General features: G+C 68.5%; 10 protein-coding genes. 1 reads left to right on the plus strand and 9 read right to left on the minus strand.

Features of this window, described 5'->3' with window-relative positions; all coding sequences use genetic code 11:
• Both FVP33_RS16900 and FVP33_RS16905 read right to left on the minus strand, forming a co-directional pair.
• Nucleotides 1–1,200: an ABC transporter ATP-binding protein gene (locus FVP33_RS16900; RefSeq protein ID WP_147784870.1), complete on the minus strand. Its 1,200-nt coding sequence runs from the start codon at nt 1,198–1,200 to the stop codon at nt 1–3.
• Nucleotides 1,200–2,408: an ABC transporter substrate-binding protein gene (locus FVP33_RS16905; protein ID WP_222706782.1), complete on the minus strand. Its 1,209-nt coding sequence runs from the start codon at nt 2,406–2,408 to the stop codon at nt 1,200–1,202. Before FVP33_RS16905 ends, FVP33_RS16900 begins: the two co-directional genes overlap by 1 nt.
• A 248-nt stretch (nt 2,409–2,656) precedes the next feature.
• On the opposite strand from FVP33_RS16905, the gene ald reads away from it, so the two are divergent.
• On the plus strand, nt 2,657–3,772 hold the full coding sequence (gene ald / locus FVP33_RS16910; protein ID WP_147784871.1) for an alanine dehydrogenase: 1,116 nt from the start codon (nt 2,657–2,659) through the stop codon (nt 3,770–3,772).
• 22 nt (nt 3,773–3,794) lie between these two features.
• Here ald and FVP33_RS16915 read toward each other — a convergent pair whose 3' ends face one another.
• The 7 genes from FVP33_RS16915 to FVP33_RS16945 all read right to left on the minus strand — a co-directional run bounded on the left by FVP33_RS16915 (nt 3,795) and on the right by FVP33_RS16945 (nt 19,710).
• Nucleotides 3,795–6,638 (minus strand): FtsK/SpoIIIE domain-containing protein, encoded by a 2,844-nt coding sequence (locus FVP33_RS16915; RefSeq protein ID WP_147784872.1) that lies wholly within the window; start codon nt 6,636–6,638, stop codon nt 3,795–3,797.
• Between the two features lie 93 nt (nt 6,639–6,731).
• On the minus strand, nt 6,732–7,634 hold the full coding sequence (locus FVP33_RS16920) for a double zinc ribbon and FHA domain-containing protein (protein ID WP_147784873.1): 903 nt from the start codon (nt 7,632–7,634) through the stop codon (nt 6,732–6,734).
• An 11-nt stretch (nt 7,635–7,645) separates the two neighbouring features.
• Nucleotides 7,646–9,967, minus strand: a complete 2,322-nt coding sequence (locus FVP33_RS16925; RefSeq protein ID WP_147784874.1) for a transglutaminase-like domain-containing protein — start codon at nt 9,965–9,967, stop codon at nt 7,646–7,648.
• Complete coding sequence (locus FVP33_RS16930; RefSeq protein WP_246142393.1) at nt 9,964–11,382, minus strand: DUF58 domain-containing protein; 1,419 nt, start codon at nt 11,380–11,382, stop codon at nt 9,964–9,966. Before FVP33_RS16930 ends, FVP33_RS16925 begins: the two co-directional genes overlap by 4 nt.
• Complete coding sequence (locus tag FVP33_RS16935) at nt 11,379–12,350, minus strand: AAA family ATPase (protein ID WP_147784875.1); 972 nt, start codon at nt 12,348–12,350, stop codon at nt 11,379–11,381. The genes FVP33_RS16930 and FVP33_RS16935 overlap by 4 nt, the downstream gene beginning before the upstream one ends.
• A gap of 40 nt (nt 12,351–12,390) precedes the next feature.
• The gene (locus FVP33_RS16940; RefSeq protein ID WP_147784876.1) at nt 12,391–18,282 is read right to left on the minus strand and encodes an Ig-like domain-containing protein; all 5,892 of its coding nucleotides are present in this window, start codon (nt 18,280–18,282) and stop codon (nt 12,391–12,393) included.
• Nucleotides 18,283–18,291: 9 nt separating this feature from the next.
• Entirely contained in the window at nt 18,292–19,710 is a 1,419-nt protein-coding gene (locus tag FVP33_RS16945; protein ID WP_147784877.1) for a serine/threonine-protein kinase, read from the minus strand.
• Nucleotides 19,711–19,736: the final 26 nt, after the last annotated feature.

Here is a 19,736-nt window from a genome sequence, read left to right on the forward strand (position 1 = left end):
TTATGCCTCCTCGAGCTCCGACATGAGGGCGCGCTTCTTCTCGAGCGCGATGGATGCCGTGTCGGTGTCCGAGCTGAAGCGCGGCTGCCTGGGCGCCTCATCCTCCAGCCCGAATCCGTGCTCGACCTTCCAACTCACCCAGGTCTCCGTGCCCTCGCCGACCAGCGGACCCACGCCCATGTTCTGCGCGAAGACCACGATCGAGCCGAGGCCGGGGATCGCGACGATGTACTGGGTGCTCACTCCGCTGAAGGACACGTCGATGACCCGGCCGGGGCCGAGCAGGTTCGTGCCGGCCTCGGGCTTCGGCTCGGTCACGTGCAGCGTCAGCTTCTCCGGCCGGGCACCGACGGTGACCTCCCCGGAGTGACGTTGGGCGCGCGACTTGGGAACGACGATCCTGTTGCCCTCGACGTTGACCGAAATGCTGTCGCCGGTCGTGCCCTCGACGGGACCGGTGAAGAGGTTCGACTGGCCGAGGAAGTTGGCGACGAAGGCGGTGCGCGGAAGCTCGTAGAGCACCTCGGGCGCGCCGAGCTGCTCGATCTTGCCCTTGTTCATGACGGCGACGGTGTCGGCCATGGTCATGGCCTCCTCCTGGTCGTGGGTCACGTGCAGGAAGGTGAGCCCCACCTCCTCCTGGATCGACTTGAGCTCCAGTTGCATCTGCCGGCGGAGCTTGAGGTCGAGGGCGCCGAGCGGCTCGTCGAGAAGCAGGAGCGCCGGGCGATTCACGATCGCCCTGGCCAGGGCCACGCGCTGCTGCTGTCCGCCGGACAGCTGTTGCGGACGTCGAGCTGCAAGATGATCGAGCTCGACCAGGCGGAGCGCCTCGTGGGCCTTGCCCGTCGCATCCGCGATCTTGCGGCGACGCAGGCCGAAGGCCACATTCTCGATGATCGTCATGTGCGGGAAGAGCGCGTAGCTCTGGAACACCGTGTTGACCGGTCGCTGGTACGGCTTCGTGTCCGTGACGTCCTTGCCACCGATGAGGATGCGACCGGCAGTCGCCTCCTCGAGGCCGGCGACGAGACGCAGCGTCGTCGTCTTGCCGCAGCCCGACGGTCCGAGCAGGGCGAAGAACGAGCCGGCCGGGATCGTGAGATCCATGCCCTCGATCGCGGTGAACCCGGGGAATCGCTTCTGGATGCCCACGAGTTCCAGGTCGGCGCCGGACTCGGCGAAGACTCCGCCCGCCATTACGACCCCAGCAGCACGGCCTGGAAGGCCGCACCGTACTTGCTCTCCTCGGCGCCCGTGAGGGAGCGGAAGATCTTGGTCTTGGCGAGCGTCTCCTCGTTGGGGAAGATGAGCTGGTTGTCGGCGAGCGCCGGGTCGATCTTCTGCATCGCTTCCTTTGCCCCGACGACGGGGGTGATGTAGTTCACCCACGCGGCCACCTGCGCGGCGACCTCCGGCTCGTAGTAGTAGTCGATGAGCTTCTCGGCATTGGCCTTCTCGCTCGACCCGACCGGGATGATGAAGTTGTCGTTCCAGAGAGTGCCTCCGGCGGTCGGGATCGCGAACTCCCACTTGTTGCCGGCCTCCGCGTTGATCACGGTGATGTCGCCGGACCAGCAGATTGCGGCGAGGGTGTCCTCGCTCTTGAGGTCTTCGAGGTACGCGTTGCCCTTGATGTTGCGGATCTGGCCGTCAGAGACCTGCTTCTTGAAGACCTCGATGGCGTTGTCGAATTCCTTGTCGCCCCACTTGCTCGAGATGTCGACACCGTTCTGCATCATGATGAGGCCCATGGTGTCGCGCATCTCGGACAGCACACCGACCCGACCCTTGAGCGACTTGTCCCACAGGTCGTCGACCGACTTGAGGCCGTTCGGCAACTTCTCCTTGTTCCAGCAGATACCGGCGAACCCGCCCTGCCAGGGCAGCGACTGCTTGCGTCCCGGGTCGAAGTCGGGATTCTGCAGCGTCGGGGTGAGGTTCTTGGCGTTGGGGATCTTCGACTTGTCGAATTCCTGCGTGTACCCGAGCCGGATGAGGCGACCGACCATCCAGTCGGTGAGGCACACCACATCGGCACCGATGTCCTGGCCCAGGGCGAGCTGGCCCTTCACCTTGCCGTAGTAGGTGTTGTTGTCGTCGACGGCCACGTCGTACTTGACCTTGATGCCGGTCTGCTTCTCGAATTCGACCAGCGTGGGGTAGTTCCCCTTGTCGTCCTCGTCCAGGTACGCCGCCCAGTTCGCCCAGTTGAGCGCCTTCACCGAGGCCGACTTGTCCTTCGCCGGAGTCGGCTTCGTCGATCCCCCGGTCGAGCAGGCCGCGAGGGTGAGAGCAGCCGCACCGATTCCGGCCCCCTGCAGGATGTTGCGCCTCGTGATCGGTGCTTGCCTGGCTTGTTGGATCAATCGCTGGATCATCGGGTCTTGGGGCATTGATCTGGTCATCGAGGGCACTCCTTCAGCGACGGAAACAAGACGCGGACACCGGCGTACCGCATGCGTTGATACTTGCACAGAGGCGGGGCGAAGCGCATCCAAAATGGGGCAAATCCCCCATCACGAAACACAATCTTTACGAAATCAGCACCTAAATGCCCATTTAAGGTGCGGATTCGTGTGTCCGCCGAGACTACGCTTGGAGTTGCATCAACAACGTCGTTGACTGCCGAGGGTCGTGTCGAGTCAGGAGTGCAATGAAGATCGCAGTGCCAACAGAGGTCAAGAACAACGAGTTCCGAGTGGCCATCACCCCGGCCGGGGTACACGACCTCACGTCCAATGGACACGAGGTGCTGATCCAGGCGGGAGCCGGGCTCGGCTCGTCCATCCCCGATGAGGAATACCTGGCGGCCGGCGCGACGATCACCGCCGACGCAGCGACGACGTGGGCCGCCGCCGATCTCCTGCTCAAGGTGAAGGAGCCGGTGGAGAGCGAATACGGCCACTTCCGCGACGGCCTGCTGCTCTTCACCTACCTTCACCTCGCCGCCGAGCGCCGACTCACCGACGAGCTCCTCGCCGCGAAGGTCACCGCGATCGCCTATGAGACGGTGCAACTGCCGTCGAGGGCCCTTCCCCTCCTCGCCCCGATGAGCGAGGTCGCCGGCAGGCTCGCTCCCATCGTCGGGGCGAACGCGATGCTCAAGCCCAACGGCGGACCCGGATTGCTCATTCCCGGCGTGCCGGGCACCCGTCCGGCCCGGGTGGTGGTGCTCGGCGGCGGCGTCGCCGGCACCAACGCCGTCAGCGTTGCAGTGGGACTCGGCGCCGAGGTCGTCGTGCTGGACACGAACATCCAGCGACTGCGCGAACTCGACGCCCTGTACGCGGGTCGCGTGCAGACCATCGCGTCGAACAGCTTCGAGATCGAGAGGGCCTGCATCTCGGCCGACCTCGTGATCGGGTCGGTGCTGGTGCCGGGGGCGAAGGCCCCGAAGCTGGTGAGCAACGACCTCGTGTCGCGGATGAAGCCCGGCAGTGTGCTCGTCGACATCGCCGTGGACCAGGGCGGCTGCTTCGAGGACAGCCACCCCACCACACACGCGGACCCCACCTTCACGGTGCACCGTTCGCTGTTCTACTGCGTTGCGAACATGCCGGGCGCCGTGCCGAACACCTCCACCTATGCGCTCACCAACGCGACGCTGCCGTACGTGCGTTCCATCGCGAGCCTCGGCTGGATGGACGCCCTGCGCGCCGATCCCGCCCTCGCCCTCGGCCTGAACACCCACGCCGGCCACCTCGTCAACGGGCCGGTCGCCACGGCGAACGGCCTCCCGTTCCAGTCCATCGAGAGCGTTCTCGCCTAACCTGTCGCACGCACTGAGCGGTTCAACCCGGCTCCAGGTCGTCCAGCGCGCGCACCCGGCGGAGCGACCCGTCCGGCGCGAGCAGCCACCCGTCAGTCGACCGCCGAACTATCGGCGGCGGCAGGCGGCGCTGGCCGCTGACCGCCCGGAACTCGGCCGGAGTGCAGGCGTGAAAGAGAAACGACACGGAGCCGCGGATGCTCGAGGCGAGCCCCCACGCGGCCTGCCAGGCGTCCGGGTCGCCCACGATCACGGCGTGCGCGCCGACGCCGGTCACCTCCACGGTGGGCGCCGCCAGCGCGCTCGCGTCCCCGGCCCGCAACTGCAGCACCGGCTCGGGGTGCCCGGCCCGCCTCATGGCCTGCTCGAACGCCTCGGGCGTGGTCGACACCACCGCGCGACGCGTGCCGTCCGACCAGTCGACCCGCTCCACCTCGACCGAGTCGGGCTCGAGCGGGTCGGGCTCGAGCGGGTCGGCGGGGGCGAGTGCGAGCTGCACACGGTTGCCGAACCACTCGCCCCGACCGGGAGGAGCCGTCGGGTCGAAACCGGCCGCCTCTCCCCCGGCCATCAGGTGGTCCTGCCGCCCGGGTAGGCGCAGAATGAGTCTCGAGTCGCACAGCTCGGCGACGCCGTGCAGCGCCGCCGGGATTCGGCGCACCGTGAGCGCGACACCCCGACCGGACGAGCCGCTTCTCAACACAGCGAGAAGCATGTCCACGAAGGGCTGCTGATGCTCATCGGGCAGCCGGGCGACTATCGAGTCGAGGTCGTCCACCACGACGAGTGCCGGCGGGCGCCCGGCGAGTTCGCGCTCGAGGAACTCCCACGCCTCGTCGATCGACGCGGGCATGACCCTCACGACCGCGGCCGACGCGAGCACGCGCACCAGATTCGACTTGCCCGAACGATGACCGCCGACCACGAGCAGGTTCCCCTGGTCGACGGGGTCATAGGCGGCACTGGCCTGGCGCTGTTCAGAGGGGAGGTCGAGCAGACCGATCGGCACCCCCTTCGGGCCGACGGACAGCGCGGACACCGGGACAACGGCCGGAAGGTCGTCACACCAGGGTCGACGCGGAGCGATATCGCCTCGTGGGCGCGCGGCAGCGACCCGGCGCACATCGTCGCCGGTCACGAGAGCGACCCTGATCGGTCGCGCGGCCTCGCCGTCGAGGCTCACCACGGCGGCTCCCGGCCGGCCCGCCGGCAGCGCGGCGGCGACGGCCGAGCCGACCACCGCCACGCTGTCTGCCGCGTTGTTCACCCTCAGCGAGATCCGCAGCCTCGCGTTCGCGAGCACCGCATCCCGCACGACCCCTGCCGGTCGTTGGGTGCACAGGATCAGGTGGATGCCGAGCGAGCGCCCGCGCGCCGCCAGGTCGGCGAAGAGAGCGTGCAATTCCGGCCTGTCCACGACCATCGCGGCGAACTCGTCGACGACGATCACGAGACGCGCGAGTGTCTTCCCCGGCGGCATCCCTCCGATGTCCCGGGCGCCCAGCCCGGCAAGGAACGCCTCCCGAAACCGGATCTCCGCGCCCAGGCTGAGGATCGCCCTCGCCGCCACCCGCTCGTCGAGATCGGTGACGACGCCCACCACATGCGGGAGCCCGGCGATCGCCGCGAACGAGGCTCCGCCCTTGAAGTCGACGAGCAGGAAGGTGACCTCGGCGGGGCCGTGCGCCGCGGCCATCGCCAGGATCCAACTCTGCAGCAGTTCGCTCTTGCCGCTGCCCGTCGTGCCGCCGACGACGGCGTGCGGGCCGTGGGCGACGAGATCCACCGCGAAGGGTTCACCCTCGCTTGTGCCGAAGACGCACTCGAGAGAGGTCTCGGCCGTCGAGCCGACCGGGAGCGCCGCGAAGACGGGACCGGGCGCGTCGCTCCCTCCCGCTCGACCGAGGCCGCGAGCCCCGGCGGCCGCGGCGAGAAACAGCGCGCGCTCGAGAGCGGCCTCCCCGGAGGCGAAGACCGCGACGATGGGCTGGCCCTCGACTCCCGGGCATCTCAACAACCGCGCCGTCGTGCCCGCGCGCACCTCGAGCACCACGCGGCACTCGGCGGGGAGGGCCGTCGCCCCTGTTGCGACCGCCACGAGCGCGGTGCGGAGGTCCGAGATCCACTCGACCCGATTCGCACCGGCTGGCGCGTCGAGCACCCGGTGGGGCAACGACCGCAGCCACTGCCAGGCCGGGCCGGGCGGGACGGCGAGTGAGAACTCCTGGGGCGGGAGTGACCCGGCGAGTTGGAGCAGGATCTCCCGCGCGGCCGCGTTCACGAGAGCGGACGGGCCGCACACCCCGATTCCGAGGAACGGGTCGACGAGCAACGGAATGTCGGCCAGGTCGGCGGCGTAGGCACGCAGTTCGGCCAGGCGCTCCGCCGCCGCCGAGGATGCCGGCGAAGCCGGCGCCTCCGCGATCCGGACGGAGCTCGCGCCGACTCGAAGTCCGAGGCTGACCCGGACGCCGGGGCGGTCGTCGAGGCGCCACCGCTCCGGGTCTCCCGGCGCATCGTCTGGAGCGCCGCGAATGCGGTCGACCTCGGCGACGAGCCTCGCTCGCTCCTCGGCGTGGAACTCGTCGATGAGGCTCCTGGTGCTCGCCACCTGCTCGTCGAACCGCTTCCACTCGCGTTTCGCGTGCCGATGGCCGTGCAGCCGACCGTCGACGAGGCTCGCGACGGCGATCACCGGGCCGAGCACCGCGAAGGCGAGGGCGTACGGCGACCCGGTGATCGCCCACATCCCCAGCGAGACCACCACCGGGGCGACGGTGGCGACGAGAGGCAGCGCATGGCGCTGTGGGCTCTCCGGCGCGAGGGGCAAGGTGATTCCGCGAGCTTCGGGGGGACTGCTGGACACACCAGACAGGCAATCACGCCGGCCGTCGCGCGAGAGAGTCGGGCGAGGAGGCGTGGATCCCGACGCGGACGGTGCGTGCTGGTGGAGGAGGGGTCAGCTCACGATGAAGAACTGCTCGCCGATTTCCACCCGCGTGCCCCGCATGATCCGGTGTCGCTTGTTCGGCTCGCACCGCACGGGGGCCGAATCCGGCTCGCGCACGATCGTCCCGTTCCCGGAGAACCGGTCGACTATCCAGAAGCTACCGTCGTCCTGCCCGAACTCGAGGTGGGTCTTGGAGACCGACCGGCTCGGGTCGAGCACACGCACGAGCTGGTCGACGTACTCCCCGGGCTCCACCTTGGGGTTCCGACCGATGAGACCGGTGCCGTAGACGGTGAAACTCTCCCCCGTGCTGAACTGGAGCACGAAGCGCACGCCGTTCTCCCGCCGCACGATCCGGGTCGCCTCCACGTCGCCCGCGTCGGCCTGAGGCGACGGGGTGGGCGCCACGGGTCCTGCCACGGCATCAGTCGGAGGCGTTGGGGTGCCGGCCGATTCCCGTCCCGATGACGACTGTTCCGGTGTCGACTGTTCGGCCGGTGCCAGAGCCTCGGCTACCGGGAGAACATCCACCGCGGGAGGCGCGGGATCCGGCTCGCGCGCGACGGGCATCTCGCGCGCCTCGACACGCTCGATTCGATCGATGACGACGGTGTCGCGCGGGCGACTGAACGTGTCGCTCACCGCCCGAGACACATTGCCGCACTCGCCGCAGAAGATGTCGTCGGCAGCCATCAGGCTGCCGCACTGCTCGCAGAGCAGCACGCTTCCTGGCGTGACGAGCGGCTGCGCCACCGGTCGACTCGATTCCCCGAGCACGTCTGTGCGCACCGCGGGAGTCTGAACCCGCGGCAACCGACCGGTCGGTAGCTGCGATTGCGCCACCGCACGTCCGCATTCGCCGCAGAACAGGGCCCCCACCGGCAACTCAGTCCCGCAATACGTGCATCTCACCGTGCAACCCTCTAACGCTTGAACAGCTTCTTGACACTATAACCACCAAGGGATCGCAGGGAGATCGCTGCTCGGATGCGCTGCCGTCGCGTTCGCCCCCGATCGATGGTGATGATCATCGCCTCCACGGACCGCCAGACCTGGTCGGCCTCCTCCGCGCGCGGTTCGTTCGGGGAGAAGATCGCCCGGTCCGCGACCGTCGCGAGCACGAGCGGCTTCATGCCTCCCACGGTGGCCGCCACCTCGGTCCTGGTGGGGAACGGCGGCGGGGTGTATCCGCGGTCGATGACCGAATTCTCGAATTCCTGCCAGCCGCCGCTGATGCGCTGCAGAGGAGTCGGTGCCCTCCTGCGCAGGACACGTCTTCTCAGCTTCGCCGCCACGATTGCGGCGAAGGGGGCAAGGAGGATGGCCGCGCCCACCGCCACCCAGCCGAGGATCCGGAGAACGGCAAGCAGCACGACGAGGATCGGGCTGAGGTTGACGGGCTCGTCCTGGGTGCTGTCCGGGGGCACCGGGCTGTTGTCGGTCTTCTGGTCCTCGACCGGGGGCTGCACGGGCGATTGCGGCCTGGCGATCGTCGTCGGATCCTTGGGCTGCGCTGCCGGGATCTCCCGCACCGGCGGAGTCGGATCGATCGCCACCCAGCCGTACTGCGCCGTGTCCACCTCGATCCACGCCGACACGTCCTTGCCGAGCACCCTGGTGACTCCGGTCGCGTTCGCGTCCTTGGGCGCGAAGCCGAAGACGACCCGCGCCGGGAAGCCGAGCTGCCTCGCCATGAGGGCCGCCGTGACGGCGTACTGTTCCTGGTCCCCGATCATCCGCTGGTCGGTCAGCAGTTGGGTGATCCGGTCGGCGGCATGCCCGGATCGGCTGGCCGGTTCGTCCGCCGAGACGCCATGGCTCAGATAGCCCGCCTTCTTGAGGGCCGCGATCATGGCGACGAGGCGCGCTCCCCCTCCGTCGACCCCCTTCACCCAGCCGTCGAGCGTGGCGAGCAGGTTTTCGGGAAGCACGCCGATCCGCGGGACCACTGCCGCCCCCGGGCCGACGCTGGCAAGCTGGCCGCTGTCTGGCTGCCGGGGAAGTACCGCGCTGAGCGTGTAGGAATCGCCGGCATGCAGTTGCTTCACCACGGCCGCGGTGCCGCTCGCGTTGTTGTAGTAAAACGAGTCTCGGAGGGCGGCGGCGTCGTTTCCCGCGAAGGCGATGCTCTCGAACTTGCCCACTGTGGGAACCCAGACACCGGTGTACGAACCCACGGTGACCGTGACGGTCACCCGGCGACCGGTGACCGCCGACTGGTCGAAGGTGTACGGCACCCGGGTGAAGGAGCCGGACTCGCTCGAGACCGCGCCGCTGCCCACGGCGTAGACGATGCCGTCGTAGCTGTCGAGGGTGGCGATGCGGATGCGGCCGTCGGCCGGCAGGCCCGCCACGGTGAGCATGGTGCTGTCCGCGGTTCCGGACTCCTCGTAGCGGCGGAAGCCGCTCAGCGGGCTCGGATAGGAGCGGGGGTCGAATGGCTGCTCGATGGCCGTGCGGATCACCTGGCGGGTGGTGGTCGGGGGCAGGGCGAGAGCCGCGGCCACCGACGATCCGGCGGCGAGGGCGATGATGAGCACGGCACCGATCAGCGATCGGGCGGCGATCAGCCCGCGGTCGGCTGTCGCCTCGACAGGGGCACCACCCGGCACCGTACCCTGCGCGGCGAGCGCTCGGACCTGCTCGCGGCGGCGATACCAGCGCTGCCAGGCGATCCAGAGCAACACAACGCCCAGGAGGCCGAGCGAGAGTTGAAGCGGGAGAACTGCCGTGGCCGGACCGAACAGGATCCCGGCCACGAAGAGAGTGATGGGCCCGAGCGCGCCGAGCTCCCCCCACCGGCCTCGGATGGCGGTCGACAGTCCCACGACGGTCGTCACCAGCACGAGCACCAGGGCCGGCACGAGCAGAGCCTGGTAGCTGCCGACGGGCGGAGTGATGGTGACGAGCTGTTTCCAGCTCAGCGCGGTGCCGGTGGCGAGTTCGGCCAGCCCGTCGAGAGTGGGCAGCACACCGAACAGGGCACGGCTCGGAATGGCGAGCGGAACACCGATCGCGAAGTAGGCCGCGACCGTGACGAGCAGCACCACGAGACTCGACCAGCGGTAGCGCGCCCCGCCGATCGCGATGAGGGTACCGATGCCCATCGCGACGAGCACGACCACGACGAACTGGGGGCTCTGGTAGATCGGCCAGAGTTCGACGCTCGCGATCGCGGTCGCCAGCCACAGCATCGCGGTGTTGGCCACGACGAAGGACTGGGGCAGCGCCCGGCGGGAGGTCATGCCGCCGCCGACCGGGCGAGCGACTTCTGAAGATCCTCGAGGAATCCGATGGTGAGAACGCTGAGGCCGGCCACCCTGCGGAGCCCGGGCACCGTCTCCGGGTCGCACACGATGGCGACGACCTCGACGCCGGGCGGAAACTTGGTGGAGGCGGCCCGCAACTCGGTGGGCGTTGCGAGCGAACCGCAGACCAGGAAGGCCACGGAGATGCCGATCACCTCGTCCGCCGCGACCCGCGCGACATCGAGGATTCCGAGGGCCGATTCCGCGTGTTCGACCACCGAGAGGTCATCGAGCAGTCTCGTCCTCGTGAGCGTGTTGAGGTGCCGCACGGCGAGCACCTTCCGCTTAGCGAATTCCGGCGTCTTCTCACTCACGACGACCGAGACATTCCGGGCATCCCGGATCGCGCGCGCACCGAGCGAACCGGCCACGCTCACCGCCATCTCGAATTCCTCGTCCGTCGCGTAGTTCGCGGTGGCCAGGCTCAACGCGATCACGAGGTGGCTTCGCCGGGTCTCCTCGAATTGGCGCACCATGTACGTGCCGGTCTTGGCCGTGCTCTTCCAGTGGATGTAGCGGCGATCGTCGCCAGGAACATACTCGCGCAGGGCGTGGAACGAGACGTCGCTGTTGGAGATGTCGCGCGTGGGGTTGCCCTCGAGGTCGCGGATGAACCCGGTGCTGGTGCTGGGAATGCCGATGGTGCGGGGGTGCACGAACAGTTGAACGGCGCCCGTCCACACCAGTTCCCGACGCACGAGGCCCACCGGGTCCGCGCGCACCGTGCGAACCGGTCCGATCGAGAGGATTCCCCGCCGGGCGGTGGGCACCACGAATTCGTGCTCGGAGCTCGCACCGCGGTCGAGGCTCGGCATGGCGAGCTCGGCGAGTCCCGTGCCGATGGGCACCTCGACCTTCACCCCGGCGATCCGGCGACGCACGGGGTTGGTCACGGTCACGACGCCCGTGGCCCTCTCCCCCACCACGACTCGGCTGTGCGGAACCGTCAACTCGATCCTGACGGCATTGCGGCCGATGAGATAGAGCGCCGCGACGACGATCAGAACGCTCCCCGCGAACCCGACGGCCACCAGCTCGATCCAGCCGAGCTGGTATCCAAGCACGAACGCGATCGGCACGGCGAAGAGCATCACCCAGCCCAGCGGAGTGATGACCGCCGACACTCGTCGCGATACCCTGCCGACGACCAGGCCCAGAGCCCGCACGAGCCGCACCCCGACGACGATCGCGTCCGCCATGAGTCCGGTCCGCGTGCCGACGATGCGGGTTCGGGCGTTTGTCAGTCCCTCGGTCGTCGTGAAGTGCGCGGTATCGGCTCGCGCGGACGAGGTCGAGGTGGTCGAGCGGGCCGAGCGCTCCGGCAACCGCAGGAAGTCGCTTCTCTCGGTCACACCGCTTGCCTGTCACTCGGCGGTGGTGTCTCGATCAGGATCTGGGCGATCACGCTTGACGCGGTCACGCCGTCGAACTCCGCCTCCGGGTCGAGGAGGAGCCGGTGGGCGAGGACGGGCTCGGCGAGCGCCTTCACGTCGTCCGGAATCACGTAGTGGCGACCGTTTGCGGCCGCGAGGGTCTTCGCCGTGCGGATCAGCGCGAGCGCGCCGCGCACACTCGCCCCCAGACGGATCTCGGCGGTGGATCGCGTCGCCTCGACGAGCCTCGAAACATAGTCGTTGATCGAGGGGTCGACGTGCACGGTGCGAGCGAGCGCGCCCATCTCCACGATGACCTGGGCCGACGCGATGGGCGGCAGGATCGTCTCGTGGGCCTTGACCCCCGCTCCCTCGAGGATCCGCACGGTGGAGGCGTGGTCCGGGTAGCCGATCGACGCCTTCATGATGAAGCGGTCGAGCTGGGCCTCGGGCAACCGGTAGGTGCCCGCCTGCTCGATCGGGTTCTGGGTGGCGATGACCATGAAGGGCGCCCCGACGTCATGGGTCACCCCGTCGACGGTGACCTGTCCCTCCTCCATCACCTCGAGGAGCGCGGCCTGGGTCTTGGGGCTGGCGCGGTTGATCTCGTCCGCCAGCACGATGTTGGCGAACACCGGCCCGCGGTGGAACTCGAAGTCGTTGGCGCCCTGGTCGTAGATGCTCACCCCGGTGATGTCCCCCGGCAGCAGGTCGGGCGTGAACTGGATGCGGTTGGTCGACCCGTCGACGCTCTGCGCCATGGCACGGGCGAGGGAGGTCTTGCCGGTGCCCGGGAAGTCCTCGAGCAGGAGGTGGCCCTCGCTCAATAGGGCCGTGAACGACAGTTTGATCACGAAGGTCTTCCCGAGCAGTACCTGGTCCACATTCGAGACGAGCCGGTTGAAGCGCTCCGAAAACCAGGTGGCCTGTTCGGCTGTCATCGTCATACTGTCTGTTACCTTCTCGTTGGGGCGGCCGAGCGGGGCACTACTGCGGCTTCCCGCTCGTGTCGTACGTTATGTCATAGGTCTTGCCGCCGTTGGCCACCACGCGGATGTCGAGGTGCGGCGCACCGAGGGAGCCGTCGGCCTGGCACTGCCCGGCCTCGCTCAGGTCGGCCGCGCTCGCAGTCTGCCACGGTCCGCCGGGAGTGTCTCCGCAGCGGTACTGGATCGCCTCGTAGTCGCCCGCCGGCCAGTTCGCCCAGGTGAACGTTCCGCTCTGGTCGATCACGCCATCCCCGGTGAGAGCGAAGGCCAGGCTCGAGACCTGCGGATCGACGGGCGTGCCGAGGTGGAACGATGCCGACCACTGCGACTGGCAGATCGCGGCGGCGCCACCGTAGCTGCGACACGCGCGCAGCTGCACCGACACGTCCTGGCCGTAGAGCGACGTGGCGGTGAGTGGGTCTCCGATGCCGACCGAGCCTGAGGTGGATGGCACTCCGCCGCTGACCAGCCGGTAGAAGAACGAGTAGTCGCTGGTGAAGTCGGTCGGGCCACTCGAAGCGCCGGTCAGAATGAAATTGAAGACGTTCCCGGTCTGGGACGGGCCGGTTGTCGACACCCCGGTGATCACTCCGGGGCTCGTGTGGGCGGTGACCGCCGCGCTCGGCGAGCACCCCATGCTGTTGGTCGCGAAGACGACGAGGGAGTAGTTCGCCTCGCTCGAGAGGCCGGTGAAGGTGGTCGAGGTTGCCGTGCCCACCGACCTCGAGATCGAGCCGGGAGGGTTGGTCCTGGCACAGGTCGGGGCCGCCCCGGTGTACGCCACGGCGGTGTAGCCGCTGATCGGTCGCCCGTTGTCGGTGAAGACGCCGGCCCAGTCGAGCGAGATCGACGTGTCGACAGCCGCCGCCGTCGGTGCGGCCACCGCGATCGGCGCGCCGGCCGGGGTCGCGCTCGTGCCCGAGGAGGTCCAGGTGGTGAGCGGGGCGTACGCCGAGTTGCGGGCGCTCACGCTCACCGGCACGGTCTGGCCGTTGGTGAGGCCGTTGACGTCCACGGTGCAGGTCGACCCGGAGCACGCCGACGGGTCGACGTCGACCGCGCGCGAGCCGGCCGTGACGTGGTAGCTGTTTACCGGGCTGCCGCCGGAACCGGTGGTGACCTCGGTCCAGGAGATCCGAAGCCCGCCATCGAGCGGGTCGGCGCCGACCGAGGCCGGCGCGCCAGGCACGATGTCCGACCACACTGTGGTTCCGAGCCCGACCGGGTCTGAGTTTCCGATCGCATTCTTCGCCACCACCCGCAGACGCACCGCGTTGTCCGGTCCGTTGCCCGGCGTCGCGATGTCGCAGATCGCCGCAGCGCACGGCGTGGTGGACAGCAACACCAGCGACGGGCTGTACTCGAGAACATCGAAGCCGGTGATCGGCGAGTTGTTCGCGGCCCCCGCGCTCCAGCGAAGCGTGATCATCCTGTCACCGAAGGCGGTGGCCTGCACCGCGACGACCGGATCGGGCCGGTCCTGAACGGACACCTTCACGGATCCCCAGACATACCGGTCCGGGTCGCCAGTGGCATCGGCGACCTGGTATTGCAGGCTGGTGTCGCCGGGCGCGGCAGAGGAGGCCACGGTGATGGTGAGCCTCCGCTTGTCAGCGCTCGGCGAGATCGAGAGCCCATCCGGCAGCTGTCCACCGTCGAGCCCGCGAATGGCGACGACGCTGAGCGGCTTGCCGGGGAAGGGGTTAGTGGGCTCGTCGTTGGCGAGCACGTCCACCGTGGTCGTCTGGCCGCGTTGCGCGAGCACCGAGTCCGGCGCGGGCTTGGCGAGCGGGCGGGTGGACGCGACCACGTTGAGCTGGATCCGACCCGACTGACCGGCCGCGAGGGCGTCCCGCACGCCGAGCAGGATGGAGGTCGTCGAGTTCTTCGGAACGCCCTCGTTCGCGCGAATGGTGAGCGTCTGGTCAGCGAGGGTGTAGCTGAAGCCATCGGGCAGGGGGCTGAGCACCGTGTATGCGAGCTCGGCGACGTCCTTGGGGTACGGATAGTTCGTGAGTTTCACCAGGTCGAGGACCTTGGATTCCCCGGGTTCGAAGTCGATGACACCACCCACGAAGGAGGGCGGCTGGTTGGCTCTGGCGGTCACCTTGATCGGGAGCACGAGAGTCGCGACGTGCCCGTTCGGGTCGTTCACCGAGTCGCCGTCGGTCACCGTGAACGAAATCGAGGCCGGCCCGAAGTACTTCTCGGCTGAGGTGAACCTGAGGGTGTGGTCGTTGACGACGAGCGGGTCGCCGTTGGCGTGGGTGGCCTGCACACTCGTGGAATCGGTGAGTCGAACGTTCTTCCCGCCGATCGCGAGCACGTAGTCCGCGAGGTCGATGGTGAGCGTCGACTCGCTCGCCACCGTGAGCGGCGGTGCCTTGCGATTGAGCTGCGGCAGGGCGTCGTCGAGCCCCGGTACCCAGACGAAGGCATACGACACCACCCTCGAATCGTCGGGGTTCGCCACGGCGAACGGGATGATCTGGCTCTTGTTCTGCACGGACACCCGGATGCGCTTGGTCGAGGTCACCGTGGCGGTGGTGTCGTAGCCCGGCAACAGCGAGACCTTGAGGGTGTTGGCGTTACCGTCGGCGAAGAAGGTCTTGGCGAGCACGTTCACGTCGACCGTTTCGCGGCCGAGGATGTCGGTGAGCGTGAGGACCGTGTCGCTCACCACCGGATGGGCACGGGGAGCATTCGGGTCGACGGTCACGGTGATGAAGTTCGAGCTGGTGCCCCCGAAGGCATTCTGAATCGTGTAGACCAGTCCGTAGGTGCCCGGGGCGCTCGGCGGGGTGACCTTCACAACGTCCCCGACGATCGAGGCGACGATGTCCTTGGCGTTCGGCTCGACCTTGATGATCTTGAGCGATCCGCCGTCCGGGTCCGAGTCGTTGGCGAGCACCTGGATGGATACTGTGGTGCCCGGCCGTGTCGTCACCTCGTCCTCGATCGCGACCGGGTTGCGGGCGCCGTCCAGTTTCGGGCTTATCCCCACTCGCACGGTGCCGACGGCGCGGGCGCCGAGGGCGTCGATCACCGTGTAGGTGAAGGTGTCGGTGCCGGCCGAATAACTGCCGGCCTCGTAGTCGATGAAGTCGGTGCCGACGTCGATCACGGACCCCTTCAGCGGGCTCGTGGCCTGCCCGAGCAACTGCACGGAGTCGCCGTCCGGATCGATCCCCGTGAGCGGGACCTTGATGCGCACGGTCTCCCCCGCCAAGACCCGGGAGACGATGGTGACGGGCACCGGCGGGTTGTTCGTGGCCTCGACGGCCTCTCGAACCGCGATCTTCACCTGGGCCTGCGCGACCTGGCCATCCGGTCCGGAGACCTCGTAGATCGCGGTGAAGTCTCCCGTCTTCTGCGGGGCCAGGTAACGAAGCACGTCACCGGAGGTGAAGAGCAGCCCGGAACTGTTGCCGAGACTCGTGGTCAGCACCGGGTTGAGGGTGAGCTTCTCCCCGTCCGGCTGCACGTCATTGTTGAGGACGGGGATGTCGATCGCGTCGCCGACGCGCACGGTGACGGCGTCGTCGTTGGCGATGGGCGGCTGCAGCTGGGAGGGCACGGGGATCTCGACGACGGTCACGATTCCCTCGGACTCGGCGAGCCCGTTGCTCACTCGATAGTTGAAACTCACCGGGCCGGACTCGAGCGGGGCGACGAGCGTGACCCGGATGGACCGCTGCTCGATCACCTCGGCCCGGATGCCCGCGTTCGGCGCGATGTTGTAGACGCCGGTCACCAACAGCACCGCGCCGCCCGGATCGATGTCCGTGGAGGCGACGTCGATGGTCTGGCTGCTGAGCGTCTTCACGAAGATGGTCTTCGGAATGGTGATCGGCTTGCTGTTCGCGTCGGGCGGTGCGGCAACCTCGACCCGAATCTCCCCGGTGGCCGTCTGGTCCCCGTCGTTCACGACGTACTCGAGGTAGTGGGTTCCCACCTCGGTGCTCGAGAAGCGGAAGGTGCCGGCCTCGAGACTCGCCACGATGGTGGCGCCGGTCTTGGCCGGCACACTCGCGAGCCGGAGTGTGCCGCTGCCGCCGCGCACGTGCTCGAGCGGGTTCACCGTGACCTCCTGGCCCGCATAAGCGGGAACCACGAAGGGGTCGGCGATGATCGGTACCTGGCCGGACGGCTTCACGGTGACCGTGAGACTGCCCGCGCCGTTCGCCCGGCCGTCCGAGACGACAAGTGATACCGAACGCAGCGCGCCGGGCGCTCCACCCTCGGTGAAGACGACGCTGCCCTCCGGCTTGTAGCTCACTCGGTCCGGCGCCTCGGTCGCCGCGTTGGACAGGTAGAACGCGTCCCCGTCCGGATCCACCCAGTCGCCGAGCACCGTCTTGACCGTCACGCGACCGCCCTGAGCCACGATGGCCTTCGTCTGCCGCACCTGCTGCGGCGGCGAATTCTCGTTCGGGGTGCGCATGGTCACGGTGACGGTCGCGCTCGCTGAGCCTCCGCGCCCGTCGCTGATCGTGTAGCCGAAGGTGAGAGTCCCGGTGGCCGCCGGGCTCAGCGTCACCTGCAGCTGCTGCCCGTTGTTGATGATGTCCACGCGTCCGACGTTCTCGTCCACGGCGGTGACCGCGGTGATCACGAGCACGTCGCCGTTCGCGTCGTAGTCGTTCAGCAGCACGGGCAGCATGCTCGTGCGTGCCGGCCTCGCCCCGAACGCGTCATTCACCGCGACCGGCGGCACCTGTGCCTTCTCGTAGTTGGGCGGCGTGTCCTCCTGGTTCGTGTCGACCTTTTGCTGGTCCTGCTTCACGGTGATGAGCTCTGACCAGTTGTTGATGAGCTCGCCGCCCTGCTGCACCGCCCAGGTCGCGCCGCCGCGAGGGTCGTTGAGAACGACATTTCCGCCGTTCGCCTCGAAGGCGAGCCGGCTGGACGCCGAGGCCACCGACGGCAGGCGCAGCGTCCGCGCCGCCTCGGTTCCACACTTGCGCCAGGCGCCTCCGCCCGACCAGGCCGCGAAGGTGCAGCCTCCGACGATCATCGGCGCCGCGGCGAATCCGGTCTTCCCGGTCTCGAGGCGCACCGGGTCTCCGCCGCCGAGAGGCACCCGCAACAGGCCGCCGGAGTAGCCGACGAGCACCGCGTCGCCCGATGCCGTCGGCTGCTGAAGCACGGGATTGTCGGTGATCGCGATCTCGGCGGTGAGGTCGACGCTGCCGGCGGCGGTGTGGAGCACGCGGCTCGCCGAGTCGAGCACGGCCCAGCGCCCGCCCGCCGAACTGATAGAGAAGGTGCTCTGGGCATCGCCGAAGTTCGCGGAGTTCGTCTGGTCGACGGTGTCGCCGTGGGCGGCATCCACCCGGTACACCTGGTGGGCGGCCCGGGAGAACGCGTACAGCACGCCCTCCGGCGTGACGCTCGCGACCGTGTCAGCGCCCAGGCTCAACGTGGGCTGGGTCTGGGCACTGAAGGTCGGCAGTTGGGCGACCGGCAGAATCCAGAATTCGCCGGTGCCTCCTGACCCGACGACGACGTTGTCGCCGGCGAGGAACAGTTGGGGATTCTGCGGCGGGAGAGGCACGCTGTCGAGGACCTTCGAGGTGGCGGGGTCCACCACATCGACCTTGGCGTTGCTGTGGTCGAACAACAGCACGGTCGCACCATTCTGCACGACGTCGATGTTCGCGCCCGTGCTTGCAACCACCGTGTTGAGCGCGAGCACCTGGGTGTTCGCCCGGCCGATCACCTCTTTTGTGCCGTTGGCGACCCAGACCGAGCCGTCGCCGAGATCGAGTCGCTGAGCCGTGTAGCCGGTGGAAACGAACGCGACCGTGGCGAGCAGGGCGGCGATGACCGTGCCACTCGTCGCGGTGGCGACGAGCGACTTGTGGGATCCGAGCCACTGCCTAAACACGGGAACCGATCACTTGCCGAAGTCCACGCACTTCTCGCCGCTCTCCGGGCCGATCTTGCCCTCGCGGTTCACGGTGACGGTGATGCAGACGCGGTCGCCGGGCTTCGCCTCGACGGCGAACGCCGCCAGGCGCTGGATGCTCGACCGGCCGTCGCTCGTGGTGATCTGGTACGAGTCGCCCGCCTTGATGCCCGGATCGGTCCAGCTGAACTCGATGGACGAGGCGGCGGACTTGGCCGAGATGTCGGTCACCCGGGGAATGTCGCTCGTGTTCGCCTTGATGAGCACGAGGGTGGCGGTCGCACCGAGGGCGATCACGAGCACCGCGCTCGCCACCAGGCCCCACGCGAGCGCCTGCATCCCCTTGCTCTGGGTCAGAGGCTGGGTTCCACTGTTGTGCGGAGACCCCGCCGTCTGCCGCAGCACGGTGCCGACCGGGGAATAGACGCCGGGCTGGACACGCCGCCGGCGCCGACGTGCTGGCGGGGCCGTGGAGCCCGGCACGGCACGGATGCGGGTGCGGTCCTCGAGATCGGAGACCGTGGCGAGAGCCCAGTCGTCCATCGCGACCTCGATCGGCGTCTGCGGCACGCCGAGCTCGGTCTCGATCGCCTGGAGCTCACGCACGAGCTCCAGCACGGTGAGCGGACGAGCCTCCGGCTTGCGCGACATCGCCTTCTGCAGCACCCGCTCGAGGCTCGGCGGCACGTCGGACCTGCCGATGGGCTGCACCTTTGCGCGGTTGATCCGCGAGATGAGGTCGGCCGACTTGTTCGACTCGCCCGGCACCTCGAACGGCGAACGGCCGGCCAGCAGCGAGTACACCGTGGCCGCGAACGACCACACCTCGGACTCGATCGAGCCCGAGGTCTCATCCATCAGCACCTCGGGCGCGGACCAGGGGATGGAGAGGCCGACCGACTCCTGGGTCTCGGCCTCACTCAGGGTCGAGGCGATTCCGAAGTCCGAGAGCACGGGATGCCCGTACGCGGTGAGCAGGATGTTGGAGGGCTTGATGTCCCGGTGCAGCACCCCGGCGCGGTGAGCGGTCTCGATGGCGCTGCCGATCTTGACCGCGATTCGCAGCACCTCGGGAACCGGCAGTCGCTCGCGGCGATAGCGCTCGCTCAGCGAGGAGGAGCACAGCTCCATCACGAGGTACGGTCGGCCGTCCGACGAGACACTCGCCTGGTAGACGGTGAGGATCGACGGGTGCGAACTCAGCTGGGCCATGAGGTTCGCCTCGGCCTGGAACATCTGCCGCACCTGGTCGTTCACGACCTCGCTCAGCATGACCTTCACGGCGACCTGGCGCCTCGGCATGTTCTGCTCGTAGAGGAACACGTCGGCGAAGCCGCCGGAGCCGAGGATGTGGATGTGCGAGAAACCGGGCAGCACGGGAGGCTGCGACGGCAATCGTCGTGCCATGAGCCCCCCTTTGCAGCGCTCGCCGG

This window comes from Lacisediminihabitans profunda, from assembly GCF_008040105.1.
Lineage (GTDB): Bacteria > Actinomycetota > Actinomycetes > Actinomycetales > Microbacteriaceae > Lacisediminihabitans > Lacisediminihabitans profunda.

What these genes read in the sequence shown, in the direction of transcription:
- FVP33_RS16935 (WP_147784875.1), bottom strand. Translation starts at nt 12,350, where the DNA reads ATGACGATGACAGCCGAACAGGCCACCTGGTTTTCGGAGCGCTTCAAC.
- FVP33_RS16945 (WP_147784877.1), bottom strand. Translation starts at nt 19,710, where the DNA reads ATGGCACGACGATTGCCGTCGCAGCCTCCCGTGCTGCCCGGTTTCTCG.
- FVP33_RS16900 (WP_147784870.1), bottom strand. Translation starts at nt 1,200, where the DNA reads ATGGCGGGCGGAGTCTTCGCCGAGTCCGGCGCCGACCTGGAACTCGTG.
- FVP33_RS16905 (WP_222706782.1), bottom strand. Translation starts at nt 2,408, where the DNA reads ATGACCAGATCAATGCCCCAAGACCCGATGATCCAGCGATTGATCCAA.
- ald (WP_147784871.1), top strand. Translation starts at nt 2,657, where the DNA reads ATGAAGATCGCAGTGCCAACAGAGGTCAAGAACAACGAGTTCCGAGTG.
- FVP33_RS16925 (WP_147784874.1), bottom strand. Translation starts at nt 9,967, where the DNA reads ATGACCTCCCGCCGGGCGCTGCCCCAGTCCTTCGTCGTGGCCAACACC.